General features: G+C 62.6%; 29 protein-coding genes. 17 read left to right on the top strand and 12 right to left on the bottom strand.

From position 1 onward, the window contains the following. Nucleotides 1-526 precede the first annotated feature (526 nt). The 4 genes from rpsF to rplI are packed head-to-tail and all read left to right on the top strand — an operon-like array spanning nt 527 to nt 1,917. Nucleotides 527-904: a 30S ribosomal protein S6 gene (gene rpsF, locus JOZ06_RS04550; protein WP_293229199.1), complete on the top strand. Its 378-nt coding sequence runs from the start codon at nt 527-529 to the stop codon at nt 902-904. 10 nt (nt 905-914) lie between these two features. Further along, the gene (priB, locus tag JOZ06_RS04545) at nt 915-1,214 is read left to right on the top strand and encodes a primosomal replication protein N (protein WP_293229196.1); all 300 of its coding nucleotides are present in this window, start codon (nt 915-917) and stop codon (nt 1,212-1,214) included. 4 nt (nt 1,215-1,218) lie between these two features. After that, nucleotides 1,219-1,446: a 30S ribosomal protein S18 gene (gene rpsR, locus JOZ06_RS04540; protein ID WP_133678808.1), complete on the top strand. Its 228-nt coding sequence runs from the start codon at nt 1,219-1,221 to the stop codon at nt 1,444-1,446. Between the two features lie 21 nt (nt 1,447-1,467). Further along, nucleotides 1,468-1,917 carry a 50S ribosomal protein L9 gene (rplI, locus tag JOZ06_RS04535; protein WP_293229190.1) on the top strand — a complete coding sequence of 150 codons (450 nt, stop codon included), beginning with the start codon at nt 1,468-1,470 and terminating at the stop codon, nt 1,915-1,917. Nucleotides 1,918-1,984: 67 nt separating this feature from the next. Here the strand turns inward: rplI and JOZ06_RS04530 are convergent, their stop codons facing one another. The 9 genes from JOZ06_RS04530 to purM all read right to left on the bottom strand — a co-directional run bounded on the left by JOZ06_RS04530 (nt 1,985) and on the right by purM (nt 10,670). After that, nucleotides 1,985-2,536, bottom strand: coding sequence for a hydrolase (locus JOZ06_RS04530; RefSeq protein WP_293229187.1), 552 nt, complete (start codon nt 2,534-2,536; stop codon nt 1,985-1,987). 71 nt (nt 2,537-2,607) lie between these two features. Then, a complete protein-coding gene (locus JOZ06_RS04525) occupies nt 2,608-3,852 on the bottom strand; it encodes a uracil-xanthine permease family protein (protein ID WP_293229184.1) in 1,245 nt (414 codons plus the stop codon). Between the two features lie 67 nt (nt 3,853-3,919). Further along, the gene (gene upp / locus JOZ06_RS04520) at nt 3,920-4,552 is read right to left on the bottom strand and encodes a uracil phosphoribosyltransferase (RefSeq protein WP_293229182.1); all 633 of its coding nucleotides are present in this window, start codon (nt 4,550-4,552) and stop codon (nt 3,920-3,922) included. A 214-nt stretch (nt 4,553-4,766) separates the two neighbouring features. Continuing rightward, complete coding sequence (gene grxD / locus JOZ06_RS04515) at nt 4,767-5,084, bottom strand: Grx4 family monothiol glutaredoxin (protein WP_293229179.1); 318 nt, start codon at nt 5,082-5,084, stop codon at nt 4,767-4,769. 85 nt (nt 5,085-5,169) lie between these two features. Continuing rightward, on the bottom strand, nt 5,170-6,537 hold the full coding sequence (locus tag JOZ06_RS04510; RefSeq protein WP_293229176.1) for a chloride channel protein: 1,368 nt from the start codon (nt 6,535-6,537) through the stop codon (nt 5,170-5,172). 50 nt (nt 6,538-6,587) lie between these two features. Further along, nucleotides 6,588-7,841 carry an RsmB/NOP family class I SAM-dependent RNA methyltransferase gene (locus JOZ06_RS04505; RefSeq protein ID WP_293229201.1) on the bottom strand — a complete coding sequence of 418 codons (1,254 nt, stop codon included), beginning with the start codon at nt 7,839-7,841 and terminating at the stop codon, nt 6,588-6,590. Next, the gene (locus JOZ06_RS04500) at nt 7,841-8,899 is read right to left on the bottom strand and encodes a DUF3108 domain-containing protein (protein ID WP_293229173.1); all 1,059 of its coding nucleotides are present in this window, start codon (nt 8,897-8,899) and stop codon (nt 7,841-7,843) included. Before JOZ06_RS04500 ends, JOZ06_RS04505 begins: the two co-directional genes overlap by 1 nt. Further along, nucleotides 8,896-9,531, bottom strand: a complete 636-nt coding sequence (gene purN / locus JOZ06_RS04495; RefSeq protein WP_293229170.1) for a phosphoribosylglycinamide formyltransferase — start codon at nt 9,529-9,531, stop codon at nt 8,896-8,898. The genes JOZ06_RS04500 and purN overlap by 4 nt, the downstream gene beginning before the upstream one ends. Nucleotides 9,532-9,605: 74 nt before the next feature. Beyond that, nucleotides 9,606-10,670 (bottom strand): phosphoribosylformylglycinamidine cyclo-ligase, encoded by a 1,065-nt coding sequence (gene purM / locus JOZ06_RS04490; protein WP_293229167.1) that lies wholly within the window; start codon nt 10,668-10,670, stop codon nt 9,606-9,608. A gap of 183 nt (nt 10,671-10,853) precedes the next feature. Between purM and hda the strand changes: the two genes are divergently transcribed. Genes hda through JOZ06_RS04465 form a run of 5 tightly spaced genes read left to right on the top strand, consistent with a single transcriptional unit; the run spans nt 10,854 to nt 14,440 of the window. Continuing rightward, nucleotides 10,854-11,528: a DnaA regulatory inactivator Hda gene (hda, locus tag JOZ06_RS04485; RefSeq protein WP_293229164.1), complete on the top strand. Its 675-nt coding sequence runs from the start codon at nt 10,854-10,856 to the stop codon at nt 11,526-11,528. Beyond that, nucleotides 11,525-12,190: an HAD family hydrolase gene (locus JOZ06_RS04480; protein WP_293229161.1), complete on the top strand. Its 666-nt coding sequence runs from the start codon at nt 11,525-11,527 to the stop codon at nt 12,188-12,190. The genes hda and JOZ06_RS04480 overlap by 4 nt, the downstream gene beginning before the upstream one ends. Before the next feature lie 11 nt (nt 12,191-12,201). Then, the gene (locus JOZ06_RS04475; protein ID WP_293229159.1) at nt 12,202-13,068 is read left to right on the top strand and encodes an ATP-binding protein; all 867 of its coding nucleotides are present in this window, start codon (nt 12,202-12,204) and stop codon (nt 13,066-13,068) included. Beyond that, nucleotides 13,065-14,015, top strand: coding sequence for a Nudix family hydrolase (locus JOZ06_RS04470; protein WP_293229157.1), 951 nt, complete (start codon nt 13,065-13,067; stop codon nt 14,013-14,015). Before JOZ06_RS04475 ends, JOZ06_RS04470 begins: the two co-directional genes overlap by 4 nt. After that, nucleotides 14,012-14,440 (top strand): hypothetical protein, encoded by a 429-nt coding sequence (locus JOZ06_RS04465; protein ID WP_293229155.1) that lies wholly within the window; start codon nt 14,012-14,014, stop codon nt 14,438-14,440. Before JOZ06_RS04470 ends, JOZ06_RS04465 begins: the two co-directional genes overlap by 4 nt. Before the next feature lie 49 nt (nt 14,441-14,489). On the opposite strand, the gene JOZ06_RS04460 is transcribed toward JOZ06_RS04465, so the two are convergent. The 3 genes from JOZ06_RS04460 to JOZ06_RS04450 form a co-directional block, all read right to left on the bottom strand. Continuing rightward, a complete protein-coding gene (locus tag JOZ06_RS04460; protein ID WP_293229152.1) occupies nt 14,490-14,645 on the bottom strand; it encodes a hypothetical protein in 156 nt (51 codons plus the stop codon). A 64-nt stretch (nt 14,646-14,709) separates the two neighbouring features. Then, entirely contained in the window at nt 14,710-15,579 is an 870-nt protein-coding gene (gene ubiA, locus JOZ06_RS04455; protein ID WP_293229150.1) for a 4-hydroxybenzoate octaprenyltransferase, read from the bottom strand. Continuing rightward, a complete protein-coding gene (locus tag JOZ06_RS04450) occupies nt 15,576-16,106 on the bottom strand; it encodes a chorismate lyase (protein WP_293229147.1) in 531 nt (176 codons plus the stop codon). Before JOZ06_RS04450 ends, ubiA begins: the two co-directional genes overlap by 4 nt. 87 nt (nt 16,107-16,193) lie before the next feature. Here JOZ06_RS04450 and JOZ06_RS04445 point away from each other — a divergent pair, with 87 nt between their 5' ends. The 8 genes from JOZ06_RS04445 to JOZ06_RS04410 all read left to right on the top strand — a co-directional run bounded on the left by JOZ06_RS04445 (nt 16,194) and on the right by JOZ06_RS04410 (nt 21,774). After that, nucleotides 16,194-16,547, top strand: a complete 354-nt coding sequence (locus tag JOZ06_RS04445) for a CidA/LrgA family protein (protein ID WP_293229145.1) — start codon at nt 16,194-16,196, stop codon at nt 16,545-16,547. Beyond that, complete coding sequence (locus JOZ06_RS04440) at nt 16,544-17,254, top strand: LrgB family protein (protein WP_293229142.1); 711 nt, start codon at nt 16,544-16,546, stop codon at nt 17,252-17,254. Before JOZ06_RS04445 ends, JOZ06_RS04440 begins: the two co-directional genes overlap by 4 nt. Before the next feature lie 53 nt (nt 17,255-17,307). Beyond that, on the top strand, nt 17,308-17,766 hold the full coding sequence (locus JOZ06_RS04435; protein ID WP_293229139.1) for a histidine phosphatase family protein: 459 nt from the start codon (nt 17,308-17,310) through the stop codon (nt 17,764-17,766). A 19-nt stretch (nt 17,767-17,785) separates the two neighbouring features. Continuing rightward, complete coding sequence (gene flgA, locus JOZ06_RS04430; protein WP_293229136.1) at nt 17,786-18,463, top strand: flagellar basal body P-ring formation chaperone FlgA; 678 nt, start codon at nt 17,786-17,788, stop codon at nt 18,461-18,463. A gap of 74 nt (nt 18,464-18,537) precedes the next feature. After that, entirely contained in the window at nt 18,538-18,834 is a 297-nt protein-coding gene (gene flgM / locus JOZ06_RS04425) for a flagellar biosynthesis anti-sigma factor FlgM (RefSeq protein WP_293229133.1), read from the top strand. 40 nt (nt 18,835-18,874) lie between these two features. Then, nucleotides 18,875-19,339, top strand: coding sequence for a flagella synthesis protein FlgN (locus JOZ06_RS04420; RefSeq protein ID WP_293229131.1), 465 nt, complete (start codon nt 18,875-18,877; stop codon nt 19,337-19,339). A gap of 66 nt (nt 19,340-19,405) precedes the next feature. Then, on the top strand, nt 19,406-20,326 hold the full coding sequence (locus tag JOZ06_RS04415; protein ID WP_293229128.1) for a CobD/CbiB family protein: 921 nt from the start codon (nt 19,406-19,408) through the stop codon (nt 20,324-20,326). 128 nt (nt 20,327-20,454) lie between these two features. Beyond that, on the top strand, nt 20,455-21,774 hold the full coding sequence (locus JOZ06_RS04410; protein WP_293229126.1) for a DEAD/DEAH box helicase: 1,320 nt from the start codon (nt 20,455-20,457) through the stop codon (nt 21,772-21,774). The last annotated feature ends 57 nt before the right edge of the window (nt 21,775-21,831 follow it).

Raw genomic sequence — 21,831 nt, 5'->3', positions numbered from 1 at the left:
AACACCCCGGGCCCGCGCCTTTGGCAATGTTCCGCCCAAAGCCCCACCAGATTAGTTTGCTCAACGGAAAACGGCAATTGGGCAGCTTGTCCGTAAATTCTGAAAGTTAAAATGCAAGGCGGGAGTAGAAGCAAAACCTTAACGGCGGGAGTAAAAGCTCGCTCCCACTCCCGCTTTCAAGATGTTGCCGTTACTCCCGCAGTGGCAGCTCGCTCCGGCTTAACGGCGGGAGTAGAAGCAAAACCTTAAAGGCGGGAGTAAAAGCTCGCCCCCACTCCCGCTTTCAAGGTGTTGCCGTTACTCCCGCAGTGGATGCTCGCACAGGCTTAAAAGCGGGAGTAGAAGCAAAACCTTAAACGGCGGGAGAAAATGCCGGCCCCGACCCCCGCCCGTAACAGCCATTTTCCGACGTCCCTGCCGGTATTGTCTTGCCCTCCTGGCGTCATTCGCGTAAAATCGTCCGGTTTCAACCCTTGCTTTCCCGCACAACGCATGGTGGGAGGGCTTCAATCCATAAGGAGTGCACATGCGTCATTACGAGATTGTGTTCATCGTCCATCCGGACCAGAGCGAACAAGTTCCGGCGATGATCGAACGCTACAAGGGCATGGTTGTCAGCGCTGGTGGCATCATCCACCGCCTGGAAGACTGGGGCCGCCGTCAACTGGCTTACCCGATCCAGAAGCTGCATAAGGCCCACTATGTTCTGATGAACATCGAGTGCGGCACCGAGACCCTCGCTGAACTTGAACACGCATTCAAATTCAACGACGCGGTTCTGCGTCATCTGACCATCAAGATGGCTCACGCTGTGACTGACGCTTCCCCGATGATGAAAGACGAGAAGGCCAAGAACCTGCTCGACGGTCAGCAACCGGTAGAAGAGGCTGAAGCCGCTGCCTGAGGCGGATGCTTTGCAGAATCATCTGGTATTGACCGCGACGGTCGAACGCGAAGAAGCCCTGAGGTACACCCCTGCCGGCCTGCCGGTGTTGGAAATGTGGCTCAGGCATCATTCCAAACAGAATGAGGCGGGTTTCGAACGCGACGTCGCTTGCGAGATTCAGGCGGTATTAATCGGCGATAAAGCGCCGGCGTGGGCGGGAACGCTTGCCGGCCGGACGGTGAATCTCACCGGCTTTCTCTGCCAGCGCAGCCTGAAAAACCCGCGGTTGGTACTGCATATCGAATACGTTGAATTTGTAAAAGGTTAGACAAATGGCTCGTCAACTCTTTAAGCGCAAAAAGTTCTGCCGCTTCACGGCGGAAGGCATCAAGGAAATCGACTACAAGTCGGTTGAACTGCTGAAGGATTTCATCGCCGAAAACGGCAAGATCATCCCGGCTCGCATTACCGGTACCAAGGCTCGCTATCAGCGTCAGCTGACCACCGCGATCAAGCGTGCTCGCTTCCTGGCGTTCCTGCCGTACACCGACCAGCACTAATCCGGGAAAGGAACATACAAGATGCAAGTCATTCTGCTCGAAAAAGTAGCCAACCTGGGTCAACTGGGCGATGTGGTCAAGGTCAAGGATGGTTACGGCCGTAACTTCCTGATCCCGCAAGGCAAGGCCAAGCGCGCCACCGACGCCAACCTGAAGGAATTCGAAGCCCGCCGCGCCGAGCTCGAAGCCAAGCAGGCTCAGATCCTGGCCGACGCCAAAGTCCGCAGCGAGAAGCTGGATGGCGCCGTGATCACCATCGAACAAAAGGCCGGCGTTGACGGCCGTCTGTTCGGCTCGGTGACCAACGTCGACATCGCCGAAGCGGTTACCGCTTTTGGCGTGGAAATCAAGCGTCACGAAGTCCGTCTGCCGAACGGCCCGTTGAAGGCCATCGGCGAATACGAACTGGAAATCGCGCTGCACCACGACGTGGTGTCGCCGATCAAGGTTGTGGTTGCCGCTCTGGCCTAATCACCCACCGGTCGTATCACGAAAAGGCTGCCCTCGGGCAGCCTTTTTTATGTTGAGCACGTGGGGCTTAAGGTTGATCGCCTTGCAGCCACGCCTTGCTCGCCGCCTTGAAGCGTTCTGTGCCTGCCTGGCGCAACAGCTCGAACAACACCATCTCGCGTGTGACGATGTGCGCGCCGGCGGTGCGCAGGCGCTCAAGCGCCAGTTGATGGTCGAGCGCGTGGCGGCTGCCGATGGCGTCGGCAACCACGAACACGGCTTTGCCGAGCGACAGCAAATCGAGCGCGGTTTGCAGTACGCAGACGTGGCTCTCCATGCCGCACAACACGAACTGCTGGCGCGTCATGGCGGACTTGGGTAGACAGCCGGCGGCCACGCAGGAGAAATGCACTTTCTCCACCACAGGCGCATCGGGCGCCAGCGATCGCAAACTCGCCATCGTATGGCCCAGGCCGCGCGGATATTGTTCGCTAAAGACCACGGGCAGGCCGAGGTCGCGGCTTGCGCCGAGCAGCCAGGCGAGCCGGCGGTGCAGCCTGTCTGCCTCATGAATGGCGGGCAGCAGCTTTTCCTGGACATCGATGACTAGCAGTACGGCCTGTTTTTGTTCGATCAACATGACGGACTCCCGCAGTGTGATGCAAACATCATAGCGCACCCCGGCCCGTCATGCGACGAGCCGGGGGATGGTTAGATGTCCTGGGCCTCCAAAATCCCTTCATGGCTCTTGGCGCGCGTTGGCAGCACCAGATTCAGGATCAGCGCCAATAACGAGCACAGGCCAACGCCGGCCAGGCCGAGGTTGCCGATCTTGAGCTCTAGGCCGCCAATGCCGACCGTTAGCACCACCGAGATGATCACCAGGTTGCGCGGCTCCATCAGATCCACCTTGGCCTCGATCAGGGTCTTCAAGCCGATGGAGGCGATGGTGCCGAACAGAAGCACCATGATGCCGCCCATCACCGGCATCGGAATCGACTGCAGCAAGGCATTGAACTTGCCGAAGAACGCCATGGCGATGGCGAACACCGCGGCCCAGGTCATGGTGACGGGATTGAAGTTGCGCGTGATCATGACCGCGCCGGTGACCTCGGCGTAGGTGGTGACCGGCGGGCCGCCGATGAGGCCGGCGATACAGACGCCCAAGCCGTCGCCCATGAGCGTGCGATGCAACCCCGGCGACTTGGTGTAGTCGTTGCCGGTCACGCCGCCAATGGCCATGACGCCGCCGATGTGTTCGATGGCCGGCGCGATGGCCACGGGCAGCATGAACAGCGCCGCCGCCCAGTTGACTTGCGGCGAGGTGAAGTGCGGCACGGCGAACCATGGCGCGGCCGCGATCTTGCCCAAATCGACCAATCCCATGACTGTGGCGCACAGATAGCCGACGGTGACGCCAGCCAGGATCGGCACCAGGCGGAACATGCCGCGGGCGAACATCGACACCACGATGGTGGTGGCGAGCGACACGAAGGCCAGGAACAGCGCGCTATGATAATCGACTAGCTGGGCGCCGCCCGCACGGCCCATGGCCATGTTGGAGGCAGCTTGCGCCACCGACAGACCGATGATCATGATGACCGGACCGATCACCACCGGCGGCAGCAGGCGGTTGACCATCGCCATGCCGCGCCAGCGGATCAGCGCCGAAAACGCGAAGTACATGAAGCCGGCGCAGAACAGACCGAACATCGTCGAAGACAGGCCCCACGTCTGGGTCGAATAGATGATCGGGCCGATGAAGGCGAACGAGGAGCCAAGAAAGATCGGCACCTGCCGGCGCGTGCATAGCTGGAACATCAGCGTGCCGACGCCGCCGCCCAATAGCGCCATGGCTGGATTCAGGCCGGTCAACAGCGGCACCAGCACCAGCGCGCCGAAGGCGACGAACAGAATCTGGGCGCCGGCGATAGGCTGTTTCAGTCGTTGAAACATAGCATTGTCCTTCCGAAGCTTGAAAAAAAGCCGCTTTGGAAAGCGGCGTTGTCTGAGACGGATCGCGTCATGCGTGTTTGGTGCCGAAGATCTTGTCGCCGGCATCCCCGAGGCCGGGGATGATGTAGCCGACCTCATTGAGGTGGCTGTCGAGCGACGCGGCGTAGATCTGGACGTCCGGATGGGCTTCGTTGACGACGCGAACGCCCTCGGGCGCCGCGACCATGACGACCGACTTGATTTGCCGGCAGCCTTTGCGCTTGAGCAAATCGATGGTGGCGACCATCGAGCCGCCGGTGGCCAGCATCGGGTCGATGATCAGCGCGATGCGCTCATTCAGATTGTCGACGAACTTGTCGAAGTAGGGGACCGGTTCCAGGGTTTCTTCGTTGCGATACAGGCCGACCACGCTGATCTTGGCCGATGGGACCAAGTCGAGCACGCCATCGAGCATGCCGATGCCCGCGCGCAAAATAGGCACGACGGTCACTTTCTTGCCCTTGATTTGCTGCACGTCGATCGGGCCGCACCAGCCTTCGATGGTGACGGTTTCCAGTTCGAAGTCGCGCGTGGCCTCATAGGCCAGCAGGCGGGCCAGCTCTTGCGTCAGTTGGCGGAATTTCATGGTGCTGATCTCGCCCTCGCGCAACAGGCCGAGTTTATGCTGGATCAGCGGGTGATTGACGACGGTGATGTTCATGCTTTGTCCCAGACCTTGAGAAAAAGCTGTTTTTCCTCGGCGGCGGCCGGTGAAAAACAGCTTTTCATACATCAACGGCAGCTTTCGCTGCCGATGGATAGCGGGTGTCGGGGCGCACCGAGAAATCGGCGGCAACCACTGACTGACACTGACGCAGGTATGGGACGCTATCTTACCACGACGCGGTGCTCAATGCCATGCCCGCGCCACGGGTTTAGGCGGCGAATTCCTTCAGCAGGGTTTGTAGCTCGCCGTTGTCAAACATTTCGGCCATGATGTCCGAGCCGCCGACGAACTCCCCTTTGACGTAGAGTTGGGGAATGGTCGGCCAATTGGAGTATTCCTTGATGCCCTGGCGAACCAGTGGGTCGGCCAGCACGTCGACGGTAACGAATTTGTTGACGCCGCAGGCTTTGAGCAGTTGCACGGCGCGCGAGGAGAAGCCGCACTGCGGAAACTGGGCCGAGCCCTTCATGTAGAGGACGACCGGGTTGTCGGTGACGGTTTGTTGAATGAGTTGCTGGGTGTCCATGCGGCGCTCCTGATAGGGGTGAGGCTGGGGATCCTAAAGGGCCCCTAAAGGGCCCCGAATACCCGACTGTTCTGATCGGGTTATTTTACGTGGCGGACTGTGGTCGGTCAATTTCTGCCATTTCACGTCTGAATTTTCTTAACAGCATGTAGCCCATTTCACCATAAAACGCCTTGCGTGAAATGAGGCGCGACAAGTTGGCGGCAATCAGCGCCGAGGCCATCAGCGGAATGATCATGCTGGAGGAGTCGCTGATTTCCATGACGATGACAAAGCCGGTCATCGGCGCGCGGGTCATGCCGGAAAAGAAAGCCACCATGCAAAGCAGGATGACCGCGGTTTGCGGCAGGTCGGGCATGAGTGACGCCAAGTTGAGGCCGATGCCGGCGCCAACCGCCAGCGCCGGCGCAAGCGTGCCGCCTGGCGCGCCGCTGACGAAGCTGATCAGGAAGGTCAGCCATTTGAGCGCGCCGTATCCCTCCAAGCCATCGCCGCCTTGCAGAATGATTTCGCGCGCGCGCCAGTAGCCCGTGCCGAAGGTAATGCCGCCAGCCAAAATGCCGATGACGGCAATGAGCAGGCCGCAGGCGGCGGCGAACAGCACGGGGTTTTTCTGGCGTAGGCGTTGCAGCGGAGTGGGCAGGCTCGCCGCGAGCTTGAGCATGATCTTGGCGGTGAAGCCGCCGATCAGACCGCCGGCAATGCCGCATACCGGCAGCGCGATCCAGCCCTGGCGCAGGTCCAGCGTGACCGAGGTGATGCCGAAATAGTTGTAGTTGCCTTGCAGGCTCAACGCCGTCAAACCGGCGATGATCACCGACAGCAGGATCGTCGAGGTGGCGCGCTGGTCGAACGCATGGCCCATCTCCTCAATGGCGAAGACGATGCCGGCCAGCGGCGCGTTAAACGCGGCGGCCACGCTCGCCGCGGCCCCGGCCAGGATCAGGCTGCGCGACGTGCCTTCGTTTTTGATGGCGGCGCTGCGGTTGAGGCTGTATTTGATGGCGGCGCCAACCTGGACGATCGGCCCTTCGTAGCCGAAGGTGGCGCCGGAGGAAATGCCGATCAGTGTCAGGAGCACCTGGCCAAAGGCAGCCTTGAGCGTCAGCACGCGTTCTCGCAGCACCAGCGTGCCGGGGTGCAGCGAAGCGATGGCTTGCGGAATGCCGCCGCCGAGCAAGCCGGCGAAGTAGCGGTTGAGCAGAAAAACCGACAAGCCCAGGCCGCACGGCGTGATCAACAGTGCCCAGTAGGGCGAGTTGGCGTACGCGGCCTCGAACAGCGTATGCGACCAGCGGCTGCCGGTGCCGAACACATAGGCCGAGCAGCCAATGAGCACGGCGGCAAGCCAAATAGGCGATTGTCGCCGCCAGGATGCCGCCGACAAGACAAAGTACCGCAGGCGGCGGCTGATCTGTTGTCGAAGCTGGCTGGCGACAAATTGCTCGGACATGCGGTGCGGTCCCTCTTGTTAATTCGAATTTTCTAATATTCTATCTTATTTTATTTGTCCCCCTTTGCCAAGACAATGGCAAAGAAACCGTCCATATTGTGTTGTGCCGGGTTGATCGACAAGGTTTCGGACATTGACAGTGGAATCTTCAACTCCGACAGCAGCTCGCCGGCGGGCACGATGCGATATTCCGGATGCGTAGCGAGGAAGGCGTCGACGATGCCCCGGTTTTCCTGCGGCAGCAGGCTGCAGGTGGCGTAAATCAGCCGGCCGCCGTCGCGTACGAGCCGGCTCGCGCTTTGCAGTATCGACAGTTGCTGTTGGTTGAGCGCCTCGACCGTTTCCGGCGATTGACGGAATTTCAGGTCGGGGTTGCGCCGCAGCGTGCCTAGACCGGAACAGGGGGCATCGACCAGCACACGGTCGATTTTGCCCGCCAAGCGCTTGATACGCGTGTCGTTTTCGCTGGCGATCAATTGCGGATGCACGTTGGACAGCCCCGAACGGGCCAGCCGCGGTTTGAGGTTGGCGAGGCGTTTTTCCGAGACGTCAAAGGCGTACAGGCGACCGGAGGAGGCCATTTGCGCGCCCAAGAGCAGCGTCTTGCCGCCGGCGCCGGCGCAGAAATCGGCCACCATCTCGCCGCGGCGCGCGCCGACCATCAGGCCGAGAATTTGGCTGCCCTCGTCCTGTACCTCGATGGCGCCGCTTTTGAACAGTTCCAGGCGATTGAGCGCCGGCTTGCCTTCGACGCGAATGCCGATCGGCGAATAGGGCGTGGCCACGGCCTTGATGCCGGCCTCGTCCAAGCGGCACAGCGCTTCATCGCGCTTCATCTTCAGCGTGTTGACGCGCAGGTCGAGCGGCGCCGACTGCATCATCGCACGGCCGAGCGCCAAGACGGATTCGGGTGTCGGATCCTCCAGGCGGTCGATGATCCATTGCGGTAGCTCGGCTTGGATCGCCAGGTCGTCCGGCAAGACGCGGCCTTTGAACGTGGATAGCCAATCGCTTTCGCTGTTCTTCAGGCTGTCGCCGAATTCCTTGAGATTGAGGCCGCGCACGCGGGCCAGCGTGGCGAGCGCCAGTCGACGCGCGGTGATGCGGTCAGGCTCGATCAGCGCTTTGAGCTGCGACAACCGGCGTAGGCAGGCAAAGGCGGTTTCGGCGATAAGGTGGCGGTCTTGCGCGCCGAGCTTGTTGTTTTGATGGAAGTAGTTCGACAGCACGGCGTCTGCCGGACGGTCGAAACGCAGCATCTGGCCGATGACGTTCTCAATATGTCCCAATTGGGCGGCGTGAATCATTTTTCGTGCTTTCTTTGCGTAGGTTTGGGCAGGTGCCACGCGCTGTTGTCGTCAATGACGATGTCGGTGACACGCATGTCCAGTTTCATGCGGCTGTCCGAACGGATGATTCGGATCGGCTGGTTGGCGAAATCCGGCGCCAGCCAGAATTCGGTGGTGTCGTCGCTGCCCGCGGCACGGAAAACCAGTGCGCGGATCTTGCCGAAGCCGGTGTCGAAGTCGGCTTGGCCGACCGGCGCCAGCGGGTACTCATAAACTTTCTTGCCGGTGGTGATCTGCACCGGCGGCGCCTCGGCGCCTTTGAGCGCAAGCTGGTAGATCAGGCTGAAAATATCCTGGGCGCCGTGCTGTAAAGCCGTTTGTTGGCGATTGTCGTCGCCGAAGTCTAGCACCTGATTGTCCCAGTCGAAATGCGCGTGTTCGCGTGGCGTGTCGTTGCGCCAGGCGGCATAGTCGTCCGGCTGCAAGCCATGGTGGTTCAGCGTGCCGCTGGAGCGGTAGCGCAGCCGCGGGCCGATGATCGGCGTGATGCGGCTCTCCAGCGTGTAGCGCGCGCCGTCGCGTTGCCAGTCGATGACGGCGATGCCGGCCATGAGCGCGCCGTAATAGACCTGATATTTGAGCTCCGCCGTCTTCGGGAAGCGCTTGAGCGCGTGCTCGGGGGCGAGGCGGGCGCTGTCGTTCTCGCTATCGGCGGCCTCGGCGGCGATGGGCGCGGAGGCGTCGCTGGCCGATGCTTCGGCGGCGGGGGCGGAGGCATCGGCGCGGGCATCAAGGCTGGACGCATCGCTTTTCAGCGCGGGTTTCGGCGTAGGCCGCGGCGGGGCCGGCAAGGCGGCAATATGTAGCGCGTCAGGCGGCGCAGCGGCGGGTTGGGCGGTGCGCGACGGCGCGTTGTCCAGCCGCATCGCAGTCAACTCGATGCTGATCGGCGCGAGTTTGTCTTCCGGCACGGGGCCCCACGACGGCAGCAAGCCCGAGGCCAGCAGCGCCAGGTGCGCTAGTAGCGACAGCAGGAGTGCCAGCGTCAGCGGGAAGCGCGTGCTGCGTTTCATGCGCGCGGACTGATCAGCGCGGCGCTGGCGCCAGCGTCCTGGTTCAGGTTGACGCGGCCATCGTGCCAGACGAGCCGGTCGGCGGCGAACCAGCCGATGACCTGCGGGTAGAGGCGGTGCTCCTCGGCCAACACGCGAGCGGCCAGGCTCGCTTCGTCGTCGTTCGCCAGCACAGGCACGGCGGCCTGGGCCACGATCGGGCCGTGATCAAGCTCGGCGGTAACGAAATGCACCGTGCACCCTGCGAGTTTGCAGCCGGCGTCAATGGCGCGCTGATGCGTGTGCAATCCGGTGAAGGCGGGCAGCAGCGAGGGATGGATGTTGAGCATCCGGCCTTCGTAATGACGGGTGAAGCCCGGCGTCAAGATACGCATGAAGCCGGCCAATACCACGAGGTCGGTCGCATAGCGGTCGATTTCCTGCCGCAACGCGTCGTCGAAGGCCTCGCGCGTGGGGTATTGGCGATGGTCGATCACGCCGGTTTCGATGCCGTGCTCGCGCGCGAAGACCAGGCCGGCGGCGTCGGCGCGGTTGGAGAGAACGGCGCAGATGCGCGCGCCGGGGATGCCCGCGCGCACGATGGCTTCCATGTTGGAACCTCGGCCGGAAATCAGGATGACGATGTTTTTCATTTGCGTTCTATGGCAATGCCGAAAAAAATGACGGCGCCGCGGCAGTCTTCCGCGGCGCCGTGACGGGCAGGGTGTCAGCTTACCCGGGTCTGGTGCTCGGCGCCATCGCGCGGGCGGATCTTGCCGATGGTATAGACCGTTTCGCCTTGGCGGGCCAGGAAGTCGCTGGCGGCGTCGGCGTGTTCCGGCGATACGATGACCACCATGCCGATGCCGCAGTTGAAGGTACGGTACATTTCCTGCGCCGCCACGCCGCCTTCGCGTTGCAGCCATTGAAACAGCGGCGGCAACGGCCAGCTTTGGGCGTCGATCTCGGCCACCACGTCATCGGGCAGCACGCGCGGCGTGTTCTCGGTGATGCCGCCGCCGGTGATGTGCGCCATGCCTTTGACCGGCAGCGCCTGCATCAGCGCCAAGAGCGGTTTGACATAGATGCGCGTGGGGGCGATGACCGCTTCGCGCAGCGTCTTGCCGTCGGCGAACGGCGCGTCCAGGTCAGGCTTGGCGCGCTCGATGATTTTGCGGATCAGCGAGTAGCCGTTGGAATGGGCGCCGTTGGCGGCCAGTCCCAGTACCACGTCGCCCGGACGGATGGTTTGGCCGGTGATGATGGTCGATTTCTCCACCACGCCGACGGCAAAGCCCGCCAAGTCGTATTCGCCGGTCGGATACATGCCGGGCATCTCGGCGGTTTCGCCGCCGATGAGCGCGCAGCCCGCCTGTTCGCAGCCGGCGGCGATGCCCTTGACCACTTCGGTGGCCTGGGGCACGTCAAGCTTGCCGCAAGCGAAATAGTCGAGGAAGAACAGCGGCTCGGCGCCTTGCACCAGGATGTCGTTGACGCTCATGGCCACCAGGTCGATGCCGACCGTATCGTGGCGGTTCCATTCGAAGGCCAGTTTCAGCTTGGTGCCGACGCCGTCGGTACCGGATACCAGTACCGGTTCGCGGTACTTTTTGGAAATTTCCACCAGTGCGCCGAAACCGCCGATCCCGCCGAGCACTTCCGGACGCAGAGTACGCTTGGCAAAGGGCTTGATGTTTTCGACCAGCGCGTCGCCGGCGTCGATGTCGACACCGGCGTCACGGTAACTGAGGGACGTGGGGTTCAAGATCTGCTCGCTTTCTTCACGTGACATAGTTTGACGTCGAGCTTTCAGGGACGTGAAAGCCGCTGTATTTTAACCGAATTTCGCCGGTTGAGCAGGTTAATCTCCCGTCATGAGTCGTGGCGCGCGGCGGCAAAAAAACTAAGGTTTCGCGACAAGGGCGTCTCGGCGTAAAATCTGAGGCCTGAACTTACCTTCGCTTGCTTAAAGATCTTGGATCAGCTCGTACTGGATTTAGCCCCCGCGCCGTTGCCGGTTTTCGACACCTTCGTCGCCGAACGCAATCGGGAAGTGATCACCGCCCTGACCGACCCGGGCGCGGAGCGCTTCATCTACTTGTGGGGCGAGGTCGGCAGCGGCAAAACCCACCTGCTACAGGCCTGGATCGCCCATGCCGAAACGCTGGGGCGCTCGTCGATCTATCTTGACGCCAAAACGGAACGGTTGCCGGACTTCGCCCGCGAGGCCAGCTTCATTGCCGTCGATCACATCGACGATCTCGATCCGGACGACCAGATCACGCTGTTTTCCATCTACAACTCGCTCAAGGACAGCGGCAGCGGCTGTCTGTTGATGGCGGGCCGCAAACCGCCGATGGCGCTTCGTTTGCGCGACGACCTGCGCACTCGGCTCGGCTGGGGGCTGGTGTTCGAAGTCAAGGCGCTGTCGGACGAGGAAAAGCTCGCGGCGCTGCATGCGCATGCAGCCAAGCGCCAGCTCGCGGTGGCCGACGACGTATTCCGCTACCTGCTGACCCACTGGCGGCGCGATCTGTCGAGCCTGATCGCCATGCTCGACATGTTGGACCGTTATTCGCTGGCGATGCGCCGGCCGATCACCGTGCCGCTGGTGAAAAACGTATTGCAAACAACAAGAGCACAACCATGAATCTCGCGATTTTCGATCTTGACAATACCTTGATCGCTGGCGATTCCGAGGCCGAGTGGCCGCGCTTCATGCTCAAACGCGGCTTGCTGCCGCCGGCGCATCTGGAACGCAGCGAGGCCTTCTATCAGCAATACCTGGCCGGCACGCTCGATTTGCAGGCGGCGCTGCGCCATCAGTTGGCGCATCTGGCCGATTACTCGCGCGATGAACTGGACCGGCTGCATGCCGAATACATGGCGGAGCACATCTTGCCGATCATTCCCGCCAAGGCGCGCGAACGTTTGGCGGTGCATCGCGCCCAGGGCGATCTGGTGCTGATCATCACCGCTACCAACCGCTTCCTCACCGCGCCGATCGCGCGCGAACTCGGCGTCGAGCATCTGATCGCCATCGAGTTGGCCGAGGATGCCGACGGCAACTTCACCGGACAAACCGAGGGGGTGCTGAGTTTTCGCGAGGGCAAGATCGCCCGACTCGAATCGTGGCTCGCCGAGCGTGGCGACAAGCTGGAAAACTACGGCACCGTGTTTTTCTATAGCGACTCGATCAACGACTTGCCACTGATGTCGATGGTCAGCCAGCCCGTGGCGGTCGATCCCGACCCGGCATTGCGCGCGCACGCCGAGGCGCACGGCTGGCCGGTCATTTCGCTGCGCGACTGAGCGGGGGCGCCATGGATCAGTTCGAACAGCTGCTCTCCCGCGCCGAGTCGGTGCTGGCACGCCTGGAAACGCTGCTGCCGCCGGCGCCGCAACAACCGGACTGGCGCGCGCAGGCTTTCGTTTGGCGCCGCCAAGGCGCGGCGGGCTGGCTCGCGGCCGTGCGCGAACCGCATACCTTGCATCCGGATCAGCTGACGCACATCGAGCGCCAGCGCGATCTGTTGATTCAGAACACGCGCCAGTTCGTTCGCGGCAAACCGGCCAACAACGTGTTGTTGAGCGGCGCGCGCGGCACCGGCAAGACCTCGCTCGTCAAGACGCTGCTGCCGCTGTTTGCCGAGCGTGGTCTGCGCTTGATCGAGGTCGACAAGGCGCATCTGGCCGACTTGCCGATGATCGTCGATCTGGTGGCGGAGCGGCCGGAGCGCTTCATCCTGTTTTGCGACGATTTGTCGTTTGAGGCCGGCGACGACGGCTACAAGGCGCTCAAGGTGGCGCTCGATGGCGGCATCGGCCGCCGCGCCGCCAATCTGCTGGTGTACGCCACCTCCAATCGGCGCCATCTACTGCCTGAACGCCAGGCCGACAATCTCGACGCGCATGCCGAGGACGGCGAAATCCATCCGGGGGAGGCGATCGAGGAAAAAATCTCGCTGTCCGACCGCTTCGGGTTGTGGCTGTCGTTCTATCCGTTCGACCAGGACGCCTATCTGGATGCCGTCAGCGGCTGGCTTGCCCACTTCGATGTCGCGTTCGACCCCCTTGCCGAACGCGCCGCATTGCAGTGGTCGCTGACCCGCGGCGGGCGTTCCGGCCGCGTGGCGTGGCAGTTCGCCTGCGACTGGGCGGGGCGTAGCAAGAAGGAGCGCAAGCTGTGATCGACGAGACGCCCACGCCGCGCATCATTGAAGTGGTGGCTGGGGTGCTGATGCGCCCGGATGGCGGCTATATGCTGGGCAGCCGACCGGAGGGCAAGCCCTACGCTGGCTATTGGGAGTTTCCGGGCGGCAAGGTCGAGCCGGGTGAAAGCTTCGAGCAGGCCTTGGCGCGCGAACTCGACGAGGAGATGGGCATCCGCATGACGCGGGCCAGCTACTGGCTGACCCGCGTGCACCATTATGAACACGCGTCGGTGCGGCTGCGATTTTTCCGAGTCTGGGAATGGCAAGGCGAGCCGCGGCCGCTGGAGGGGCAGCGCTTTGCCTGGATGGCGCCGGGCACCGCTACGGTCGAGCCGATGCTGCCGGCCAACGGGCCGATCCTGAAGGCCTTGTCGCTGCCGTTCCTATTCGCCGTCACTTGCGCGCATCTGCTGGGCGAGGCGGCCATTCTGCGCCGGCTGGAAACGCCCGGCGCGCCGGGTATCGTGCTGGTGCGCGAGTCCGGTCTCGCGCTGCCGGCGTTGGCGCGCTTTACCGCTGCGGTGGCTGAACGGGTGCATGACTACGGCGGACGCGTGCTGTTGCACGGCGATGCCGCCGTGCCGGACCGTTTGGCGGTCGATGGCGTGCATCTGTCCGCGCGCGGGCTGGCCACGTGCGCGACTCGGCCCGATTGGCCATGGGTCGGCGCTTCGGTGCACAACGCGGCGGAACTCGCGCGTGCCGGCGAGCTGGGGTGCGACTATGCGCTGCTGGGCCATGTGCGTCCGACGGACAGTCACCCGGGCGAGCCGCCGCTTGGCTGGGAGGGGTTCTCCGCCGTGCTGGCCGTTGCCGCGCCGCTGCCGGTATTTGCGCTTGGCGGTCTTACAACAAGGGATGTGGATGAGGCCCAACGTCATGGCGCGCACGGCGTGGCCATGATGCGTGGGGCGTGGGCGTGAGCCGGCGTCAATGGCTGTTGTTCGGTGCCGCTTTGCTGTGCCTCGGACTCGTCAAACTGGCGCTGGTCGGCTGGTATTTGCGCGGCCAAGGTGGCGAGGCTGCCGATCAAGGAGTGACCTGCGCGTCGAGCGGTGCCGAATGCCCGTTGCCCGGGGGGGCGCGCTTGCATTTCGTCGATGTGCCGCGGGCGGGGCAGGCATTTGCGGTCGAGCTCACCGGCGTCGCCGATGGGGGGGCGGCGCCGGAGGCCGAGTTCAGCATGGTGAGCATGGACATGGGATTCAACCGTTACCGCTTCGTGCGCGATCATGCCGTGTGGCGTTTGCGCGCCACCTTGCCGGTGTGTGTCAGCGGGCGGCGCGACTGGCAGATGACGGTGCTGTTGAACGGCCAGCGCTACCGATTGCCGTTGCAAGTGCGCTAACGGCTAAACGGGCGCCCATGGGCGCCCGTTCATGATGCTGGCTTGCGCGTCAGGCGGCCGAAGCCATCTTCTTCATCGCCTTTTTGTGCATCGGTTTCTTGTGTTGCTTTTCCATCTTCTTCATGTGCATCGGCGCCGAGGCGTCAGCGGCGAACGCCGGGGCAGCGAAAGCACAGATGAGCAGCAAAGCGACTAATTTCTTCATGCGCCAATTCCCTTTAGTAAGGACAGATTGAAGGTTGGCCACGAGGCGACGCACCGGCGGCGCGTCATCGGCTCAAATAGTCCAGCACGATGCCGGCAAACAACGCCGCGCCCACTCGGTTATTGTCCAGGAAGGCCTTGAAGCAACGTTGCCGGTCTCGTCCCTTGATCTCGTGGTACTGCATGATAGTAAAAAATACAGAAATAAGTATGCTGGCATAAAACGGTAGCCCGAAGCGCCATTGCCAGCCGAGCCAGGTCAGCGTCAGCAGAAAGACGGCATGGCACAGCATGATGGCCAGAATGTCGCGCTCGCCGAAGGTGATCGCCGAGGTCTTGATGCCGATGAGCAGGTCGTCCGGCTTGTCGGCCATGGCATAAGCGGTGTCGTAGGCGACGATCCAGAAGCCGGTGGCCAGCATCAACACCCAGGCGAGCGCCGGGACCGCGCCGGTGACCGCTGCGAAGGCCATCGGAATGCCGAAGGAAAACGCGACGCCGAGGTAAGCTTGCGGCAAAGGAAAGAACCGTTTGGTATAGGGGTAGCTGGCGGCGACCAGCGCCGCGACCACGCTCAATTTCAGCGTCAATGCGTTGAGCGGCAGAATCAGCAGCAGCGACAAGAGCGCCAGCCCCGCCGCCAGCAGCAGCGCCTCGCGCGGCGTGACCGCCTTGCGCGCGAACGGCCGCTGGCTGGTGCGCGCCACCTTGCCGTCGATGTCGCGGTCGGCGTAATCGTTGATTACACAGCCCGCGGAGCGCATCAGAAACGTGCCGAGCACGAAAATACTCAGGATCGCCAGCGAGGGACGGCCGGCGGACGCGATCCACAGCGCCCACAGCGTCGGCCACAGCAAGAGCAATGTGCCGATCGGTTTGTCGATGCGCATCAGCTGGATATAGGCTTGTAACCGTTGGCGCAGTGCCGGGCTCACAGAAAACTCTCCAGTACGGGCAAAAAGACCTCGCACACGTTGAGCGCCGCGCCGTGGCTCAGAAAGTTCGAGCGGCGCGCGGCATAGCGCGGCGCGTCCTCCAGGTCCTGCCCGCGCGCCAGAGGAAACAAGGGATGGCCGGTGCTCAGCGCACAGTAGTGCAGGGGTTCACGTATAATCGCGCTGTCTTCGCCAAAGAGCGTCAAGCCCAGCGAACGGCTGCCGCGCGCGAGCACGGGCTCCCATTGAGGGCAGCCGTGGCGCGCAATGCTGCGCGCCACGACCACGGCCACGCCATCAAGCAGCAGCGCGACATGCCGCGCCAGGACCGGCGCGCCGGTCTCGACGCCGATCAGGCCGTTTTCGTCAGGCGCCGCCACCGAGGGGCCCTGGTATAAGACGCGCACGGTGAAGTCGCGCCCTGTGGCGATCAATCTTTCCGTGAGGGAGCCATCGTCCGTCAAGCAGGACTGCATGGCTGGCGAGAGGGGGGGCGGCGTGAGCGCCCAGTATCTATCGGCAAACATGGGCGCATTATGCCAAACAAGAGCGTTACTGTCCCCTAGGGACAGACCCTAGTCTGCGGCAGTAGCGATCAAGGATGAAATGTCGTCATGCTCAACGCGCTGATCTGGCTTTTGGGATGTCAACTCGCTGGCGAGGCGGTTGCTCGCGTCTTGTCTCTGCCGGTGCCGGGGCCGGTGCTGGGTATGCTGCTGCTTTTTTTGATCCTGTGCGCGCGACGCTCGATTCCCGATGATCTGCGCGCCACCGTGCCTGGTCTTTTGCGTCATCTGTCGATGCTGTTCATCCCCGCAGGTGTTGGCGTGATGCTGTGGCGCTCGCTGCTCGCGCCCTTTGCTTGGTCGTTGCTGCTGGTCGTGGTGATGGCGACGCTGGTGACTTGGCTTGCCGCGGCGGCGACGTTGCACTGGCTCGGCCGGCCGGTGCGGGGGCGGTCGTCATGAACGGCGCGCTGGAGGTTGTGCGGCATTCGCCGTTGACGGGCATCTTCCTCACCTTGCTGGCCTATCGGCTGGCCATCGCGCTCAACCGCCGCTGCCATGGCCATCCGCTCACCAATACCGTGCTGGTAGGCGTGCTGCTCGTGATGCTGGCCTTGTGGGCGACCGGCATGCAATACCAGCAGTACATGGAAGGCGCGCGCTTCATTCACCTCTTGCTGGGCCCCGCCACCGTGGCGCTGGCGGTGCCGTTGTACGATAACCTGCATCATCTCAAGCGTAATGCCCCGGCGCTGCTCATCGCCTTGGTCGTTGGCGGCATAGCCGGCATTCTCTCCGGCGCGGCACTCGGCATGCTGTTCGGGTTGCCTCGCCCGATTCTGCTGTCGATCCTGCCGCGCTCGGCCACCACGCCCATTGCCATGGGCATCGCCGAACAGATCGGCGGCATCCCCTCGGTGGCGGCTGCGTGCGTGATCGTGACCGGCATTGTCGGCGCCGCCCTGTTCGGGCCGCTACGGCAGTCCCTGCGCCGCCTGGACGATCTGACGCTGGGTTTCGCCACCGGCATCGCCGCCCACGGCGTCGGCACAGCGCGCGCGTTGCAGCTCTCGGAGACCGCCGGTGCTTTCGCCGGCCTGGCCATGGGACTCAATGGCCTGTTCACCGCGGTGCTGGTGCCGCTGATTTGCAGTATTCTGCGTCTATGAGATATGTAAACAAACCCTAAGCCGGCGATGACCGGGATAATGCGGGAGGGAATATGGATGTGATTCTATGGCGCCACGCCGACGCCGAGGAAGGTTCGGACGACCTGTCGCGGGCATTGACCCGCAAGGGGCAGCAGCAGGGACGTAGCATGGCTGCCTGGCTGAGCCAGCGCTTGCCGGACGATTATGTGGTGCTGGCTTCCGAAGCCAAACGTTCCCAGCAGACCGCCGCCTTTCTCAGCAAGGGGTTTGAGGTGGACGCGGGGCTCAATCCCGGCGCGTCGCTGGAGTCGGTCCTGGCCGTGATCGATCTCTATCATGCGGTGGACACGGTGGTGCTGGTCGGCCACCAGCCTTATCTCGGCCGGTTGGCGGCGCGGCTGATGTCGGGCGATCCTCAGTACTGGAACATCAAGAAAGGCGCGATCTGGTGGCTGGGTTTGCGCCATCAGGCCGGGGGCGACCCGGTGCGGCTCAAAGCCATGATTACCCCGGGCCTGTTGGGTGACTGAGTTGCGTTACAATGGCGGCATGAAACGGTTTGTGCTCTTCTTGTTTGCGCTGTGTTTGGCCGGGCCGGCGCTGGCGGCCAACCAGAATATGACGCTGTTGGAACAGTTGGCTAAAAGCTTCGTGCGAGGCGAGCTCAGCCAGCGCCCGGGCGCGGCGTTCCGCTTGGGGACGCTGGATCGGCGGTTGGCGCTGCCTGCCTGCGCCGATCCGCAGGTCGCTTGGTCCGATGGCGCCGAACCCAGCGGCAATACTTTTCTGGATATTTATTGCCTGGCGCCAACCTGGCGGTTGCGCCTGCCGGTAACGATCAGCGACGCGGCGATGGGGCTGGTGCTGACGCATCCGGTGCGAGCCGGCGACATGCTGGGCCCTGACGATATCCGTCAGGCGCCACTGCCCGATTCCGCCTTGGCGCGCGATGTGTTGTCCGATCCGGCGCAAGTGATTGGTCAGAGCATGACCAGCGGCGCGGCTGCCGGTATTTGGTTGCGCAGTTTCATGGTGCGGCCGCCATATGTTGTGAAAATGAATCAGCGAGTGAAAGTGGTGGTGAGCGGCGACGGCTTCAGCGTGGAAGCCGAGGGCGTGGCCATCGCCAATGGCCGCGCGGGTGATGTGGTACCGGTGCGGATGCCGAACGGTCAATTGCTGCGTGGCGTGGCGGGGCCGGATGGCGTAATTAGCTTATCCAATTAAAATAATTTCTCATGTAATTCGCTTTTGCGACGATAATACGGGTAACCGTGGAGTTTTGAAGGAAGGGCCCAGACATGAAAATCGATCAAGCGGGCGACGTCAAGAATCTTTACCCGACGCAGGGCAAGTCTGCCAAGCGCAAGACCGATACTGACTCGACGAGCAGCAGTGCGTCGTCTGAGCAAGTGGCGATCAACCCGCTGGCGAGCCAGATCAATACCGTGTCGCAAGATATGGCGGCAGCGCCGTCGTTCGACGTGAGCAAGGTCGAGGCCATTAAGAGCGCAATTGCTGCGGGCAGTTTTCAGATCAATCCGGAAAATATCGCCGATGGTCTGATTTCCTCGACCAAGCAATTGCTGGCGGGTTAAGCGTTAGTTAGCGCGCCCTCAATCCAAAAATCGGGTAGGTATGGCGGATATCGACGTGTTTGCCAAACTATGCCGGGACGAAACCGAACAGGTGTCCCGGCTTATTGCATTTCTGGAACAGGAACGCGAGGCGCTGATTGTCGGCGATATCTCGCGCATCGAGCCCTTGGCGGATGAGAAGGGGCTGGCGCTGGAAGCGCTGTCGCAAGTGAGCCGGGTGCGCCAAGCGTGGCTCGCAGAACGCGGCGTCTCCGACCGGGCCTCGGCGCAACGCTGGCTGCAGGACAAGCCGGCGGCGTGCGATGCCTGGTTCCAGTTGGAGAACGCGATTCAGCGTGCGGTCACCCTGAACGAATTCAATGGGCGGCACATCAATCACGGGTTGCACCGCGCCCGCGAGGCGTTGGGTGTGCTGAAAGCGGCTGCGTCGTCGATGATGGCCTATGGCCCGGACGGTGCGCAAGCGGAGGTGCCGATCGGTGGTCGGCATTTGGGATCAGCCTGAGGCGTGATCGCCTGGGGACAGTTGTGGTATCTTCTCGTTGGGCCTGAACAACCACTCAAATAAGCAATGACCCTGCTATCGCTGATCTTCGCACTAGGATTGGAACAGATCCGTCCGCTCGGCAATCGCAACCGTGTCTGGCTGCTGTTCATTCGCTACGCCAATCACCTCGAGCGCAATCTGAATGCCGGTTCAAACCGCCACGGCGTTTTTGCCTGGCTGGTCGCCATTCTGCCGCCGATGTTGTTGTCCATCGCCGTGTATTACGGTTTGAAGGCCATCAGCCCGGTACTGGCGCTGTTGTGGAATATTTTCGTGCTGTATCTGACGATGGGTTTCCGCCATTTCTCCAGCGCCTTCTCCGAGGTCTCGCTGGCGTTGGCCGAAGGCCGCGATCAAGAGGCGCGAGATGCGTTGTCGCGTTGGACGGGGCAATCGACTGCGGAACTGTCGGCCAATGAGGTATCGCGCTTGGCGATCGAGCAGGGGGTGATGGACAGTTACCGCTTCGTGTTCGGCACCATGTTCTGGTTTGTGCTGTTGCCGGGGCCTTCCGGGGCGCTGCTGTATCGGCTGAGCCAAATGTTGTATCAGAAGTGGGGCAACCGCCCGCTGGCGGAGGATCGCTTTGGTCAATTCGCCGACCGGGCCGCGATGTGGCTCGACTGGTTGCCGGTTCGATTGACCGCCGCCAGTTTCGCCGTGATGGGCGATTTCGAGGATGCGGTCTATTGCTGGCGGTCGCAGGCAAAAGCTTGGGGCGATTACGCCAACGGCATCCTGTTGGCCTCGGCGGCGGGGGCGTTGGGCATTCGCCTGGGGGATCCGCTGAAGCAGGACTATACCGTCAAGTTCCGGCCCGAACTTGGTTTGGGCGACGAGGCCGATCCGAATGCGCTCAAAAGCGCGGTTGGGTTAATCTGGCGTTCGGCCCTGTTGTGGTTGCTGGTCATCCTGCTCATGAGCGTGGCCAGCTTGCTGGGCTAGGTGCTTAGCATCCGTTTGCAACGCATTGCGCCGCCCGCCGGGCGGCGTTGGCATTCCTGCCCTGCGCGAGTATGGTGTATGGCGCCGTCGGACGGCGCTGCTGTAGATTTGTAAAGTGGAGAGAACACATGTCATTTTCAGAGCTTGGTCTGTCGCCGGAGTTGCTCCGTGCCATCGACGAGCAGGGCTATAGCACGCCCACGCCGATTCAGGCCAAAGCCATTCCGCTGGTGCTGACCGGCCGCGACATGCTGGCCGCGGCCCAGACCGGTACCGGCAAGACGGCGGCCTTCATGCTGCCGATCCTCGAACGGCTGAAGAAATTCGCCAATGCCAGCGCGTCGCCAGCCATGCATCCGGTGCGCGCGTTGGTCCTGTCGCCCACCCGGGAATTGGCCGACCAGATCGGCGTGAACGTCAAGGCTTATACCAAGTACCTGCCGCTGCGCGCCACCACGATCTTCGGCGGCGTGAACATGGACCCGCAGACCGCCGAGTTGCGCCGTGGCGTGGAAATCCTGATCGCCACCCCGGGCCGGCTGCTTGATCACATCGGGCAGAAAACCGTGCAGTTGAACCGCGTCGAGGTGCTGGTGCTCGACGAGGGTGACCGCATGCTGGACATGGGGTTCATTCAGGATATCCGCAAGATCATGGCTCTCTTGCCGCGTGAGCGGCAGACGCTGCTGTTTTCCGCCACGTTCGCCTCGGAAATCAAGAAGCTGGCCGAGGACTTCATGCGCGAGCCGCAAGTGGTCGAGGTGGCGCGCCAGAACTCGACCAACGAAGATGTCGAGCAATTGGTGTACGCCGCGGACGGCTGGCAGAAGCGCAAGTTGCTGTCTCACCTGATCCGCAGCCGCGACATGGGCCAAGTGATCGTCTTCTGCAAGACCAAGCTCAGCGCCGATCAACTGGCGCGCGATCTGAAGCGCGACGGTCACGCCGCCGAGGCGATCCATGGCGACAAGGCTCAAGGGGCACGGCTGGAGACGCTGGCCGCCTTCAAGGAGGGCAGCATCAAAGTGCTGGTCGCCACCGACGTGGCGGCGCGCGGTCTGGATATCGCCGAACTGCCCTACGTGGTCAACTTCGAACTGCCTAACGCGCCGGAAGACTATGTGCACCGCATCGGCCGGACGGGCCGCGCCGGCGCATCGGGTGTCGCCATTTCGTTGATGGCGCAAGAGGAAAGCCGTCAGCTGGACGCGATCAACCATCTGATCCGCAAACAGCTGGAAGCGCAGCCGGTCGATGGCTTCTGGCCGTCGTGGCTGCCGCGCCCGGCTCAGCCTGTCCATGCCGCGCCGGCTTCGGCCGCATTGACCGGCGCGCCGGAAGGCATCAAACAGCCCAAGTCGGTTCGCCGCGGCCGTGGCAAGCTGCAGCGCGAAATTCCCGCCTTGCTTTTGCCGCCGCGCTACAAGGTGGTTGCGCCGACGCGCTGATAACGTCGATTTGCTCGACTGATATACGTAGAAACCCTTGTCGAAGATCTGCTCCGG

The sequence above is a fragment of the Paludibacterium sp. genome (assembly GCF_019232825.1).
Lineage (GTDB): Bacteria > Pseudomonadota > Gammaproteobacteria > Burkholderiales > Chromobacteriaceae > Paludibacterium.
This window is presented reverse-complemented; position numbering and strand designations above follow the sequence as displayed.

Bases quoted from the DNA above. Each gene is read 5' to 3' on its own strand.
- JOZ06_RS04480 (WP_293229161.1), top strand. From the start codon at position 11,525: ATGAATCTCGCGATTTTCGATCTTGACAATACCTTGATCGCTGGCGAT.
- JOZ06_RS04525 (WP_293229184.1), bottom strand. From the start codon at position 3,852: ATGTTTCAACGACTGAAACAGCCTATCGCCGGCGCCCAGATTCTGTTC.
- grxD (WP_293229179.1), bottom strand. From the start codon at position 5,084: ATGGACACCCAGCAACTCATTCAACAAACCGTCACCGACAACCCGGTC.
- JOZ06_RS04435 (WP_293229139.1), top strand. From the start codon at position 17,308: ATGGATGTGATTCTATGGCGCCACGCCGACGCCGAGGAAGGTTCGGAC.
- JOZ06_RS04450 (WP_293229147.1), bottom strand. From the start codon at position 16,106: ATGTTTGCCGATAGATACTGGGCGCTCACGCCGCCCCCCCTCTCGCCA.
- purN (WP_293229170.1), bottom strand. From the start codon at position 9,531: ATGAAAAACATCGTCATCCTGATTTCCGGCCGAGGTTCCAACATGGAA.
- JOZ06_RS04440 (WP_293229142.1), top strand. From the start codon at position 16,544: ATGAACGGCGCGCTGGAGGTTGTGCGGCATTCGCCGTTGACGGGCATC.
- JOZ06_RS04460 (WP_293229152.1), bottom strand. From the start codon at position 14,645: ATGAAGAAATTAGTCGCTTTGCTGCTCATCTGTGCTTTCGCTGCCCCG.
- JOZ06_RS04500 (WP_293229173.1), bottom strand. From the start codon at position 8,899: ATGAAACGCAGCACGCGCTTCCCGCTGACGCTGGCACTCCTGCTGTCG.
- rpsF (WP_293229199.1), top strand. From the start codon at position 527: ATGCGTCATTACGAGATTGTGTTCATCGTCCATCCGGACCAGAGCGAA.
- flgM (WP_293229133.1), top strand. From the start codon at position 18,538: ATGAAAATCGATCAAGCGGGCGACGTCAAGAATCTTTACCCGACGCAG.
- JOZ06_RS04415 (WP_293229128.1), top strand. From the start codon at position 19,406: ATGACCCTGCTATCGCTGATCTTCGCACTAGGATTGGAACAGATCCGT.
- rplI (WP_293229190.1), top strand. From the start codon at position 1,468: ATGCAAGTCATTCTGCTCGAAAAAGTAGCCAACCTGGGTCAACTGGGC.
- purM (WP_293229167.1), bottom strand. From the start codon at position 10,670: ATGTCACGTGAAGAAAGCGAGCAGATCTTGAACCCCACGTCCCTCAGT.
- upp (WP_293229182.1), bottom strand. From the start codon at position 4,552: ATGAACATCACCGTCGTCAATCACCCGCTGATCCAGCATAAACTCGGC.
- JOZ06_RS04420 (WP_293229131.1), top strand. From the start codon at position 18,875: ATGGCGGATATCGACGTGTTTGCCAAACTATGCCGGGACGAAACCGAA.
- JOZ06_RS04445 (WP_293229145.1), top strand. From the start codon at position 16,194: ATGCTCAACGCGCTGATCTGGCTTTTGGGATGTCAACTCGCTGGCGAG.
- JOZ06_RS04530 (WP_293229187.1), bottom strand. From the start codon at position 2,536: ATGTTGATCGAACAAAAACAGGCCGTACTGCTAGTCATCGATGTCCAG.
- rpsR (WP_133678808.1), top strand. From the start codon at position 1,219: ATGGCTCGTCAACTCTTTAAGCGCAAAAAGTTCTGCCGCTTCACGGCG.
- JOZ06_RS04410 (WP_293229126.1), top strand. From the start codon at position 20,455: ATGTCATTTTCAGAGCTTGGTCTGTCGCCGGAGTTGCTCCGTGCCATC.
- JOZ06_RS04475 (WP_293229159.1), top strand. From the start codon at position 12,202: ATGGATCAGTTCGAACAGCTGCTCTCCCGCGCCGAGTCGGTGCTGGCA.
- flgA (WP_293229136.1), top strand. From the start codon at position 17,786: ATGAAACGGTTTGTGCTCTTCTTGTTTGCGCTGTGTTTGGCCGGGCCG.
- JOZ06_RS04510 (WP_293229176.1), bottom strand. From the start codon at position 6,537: ATGTCCGAGCAATTTGTCGCCAGCCAGCTTCGACAACAGATCAGCCGC.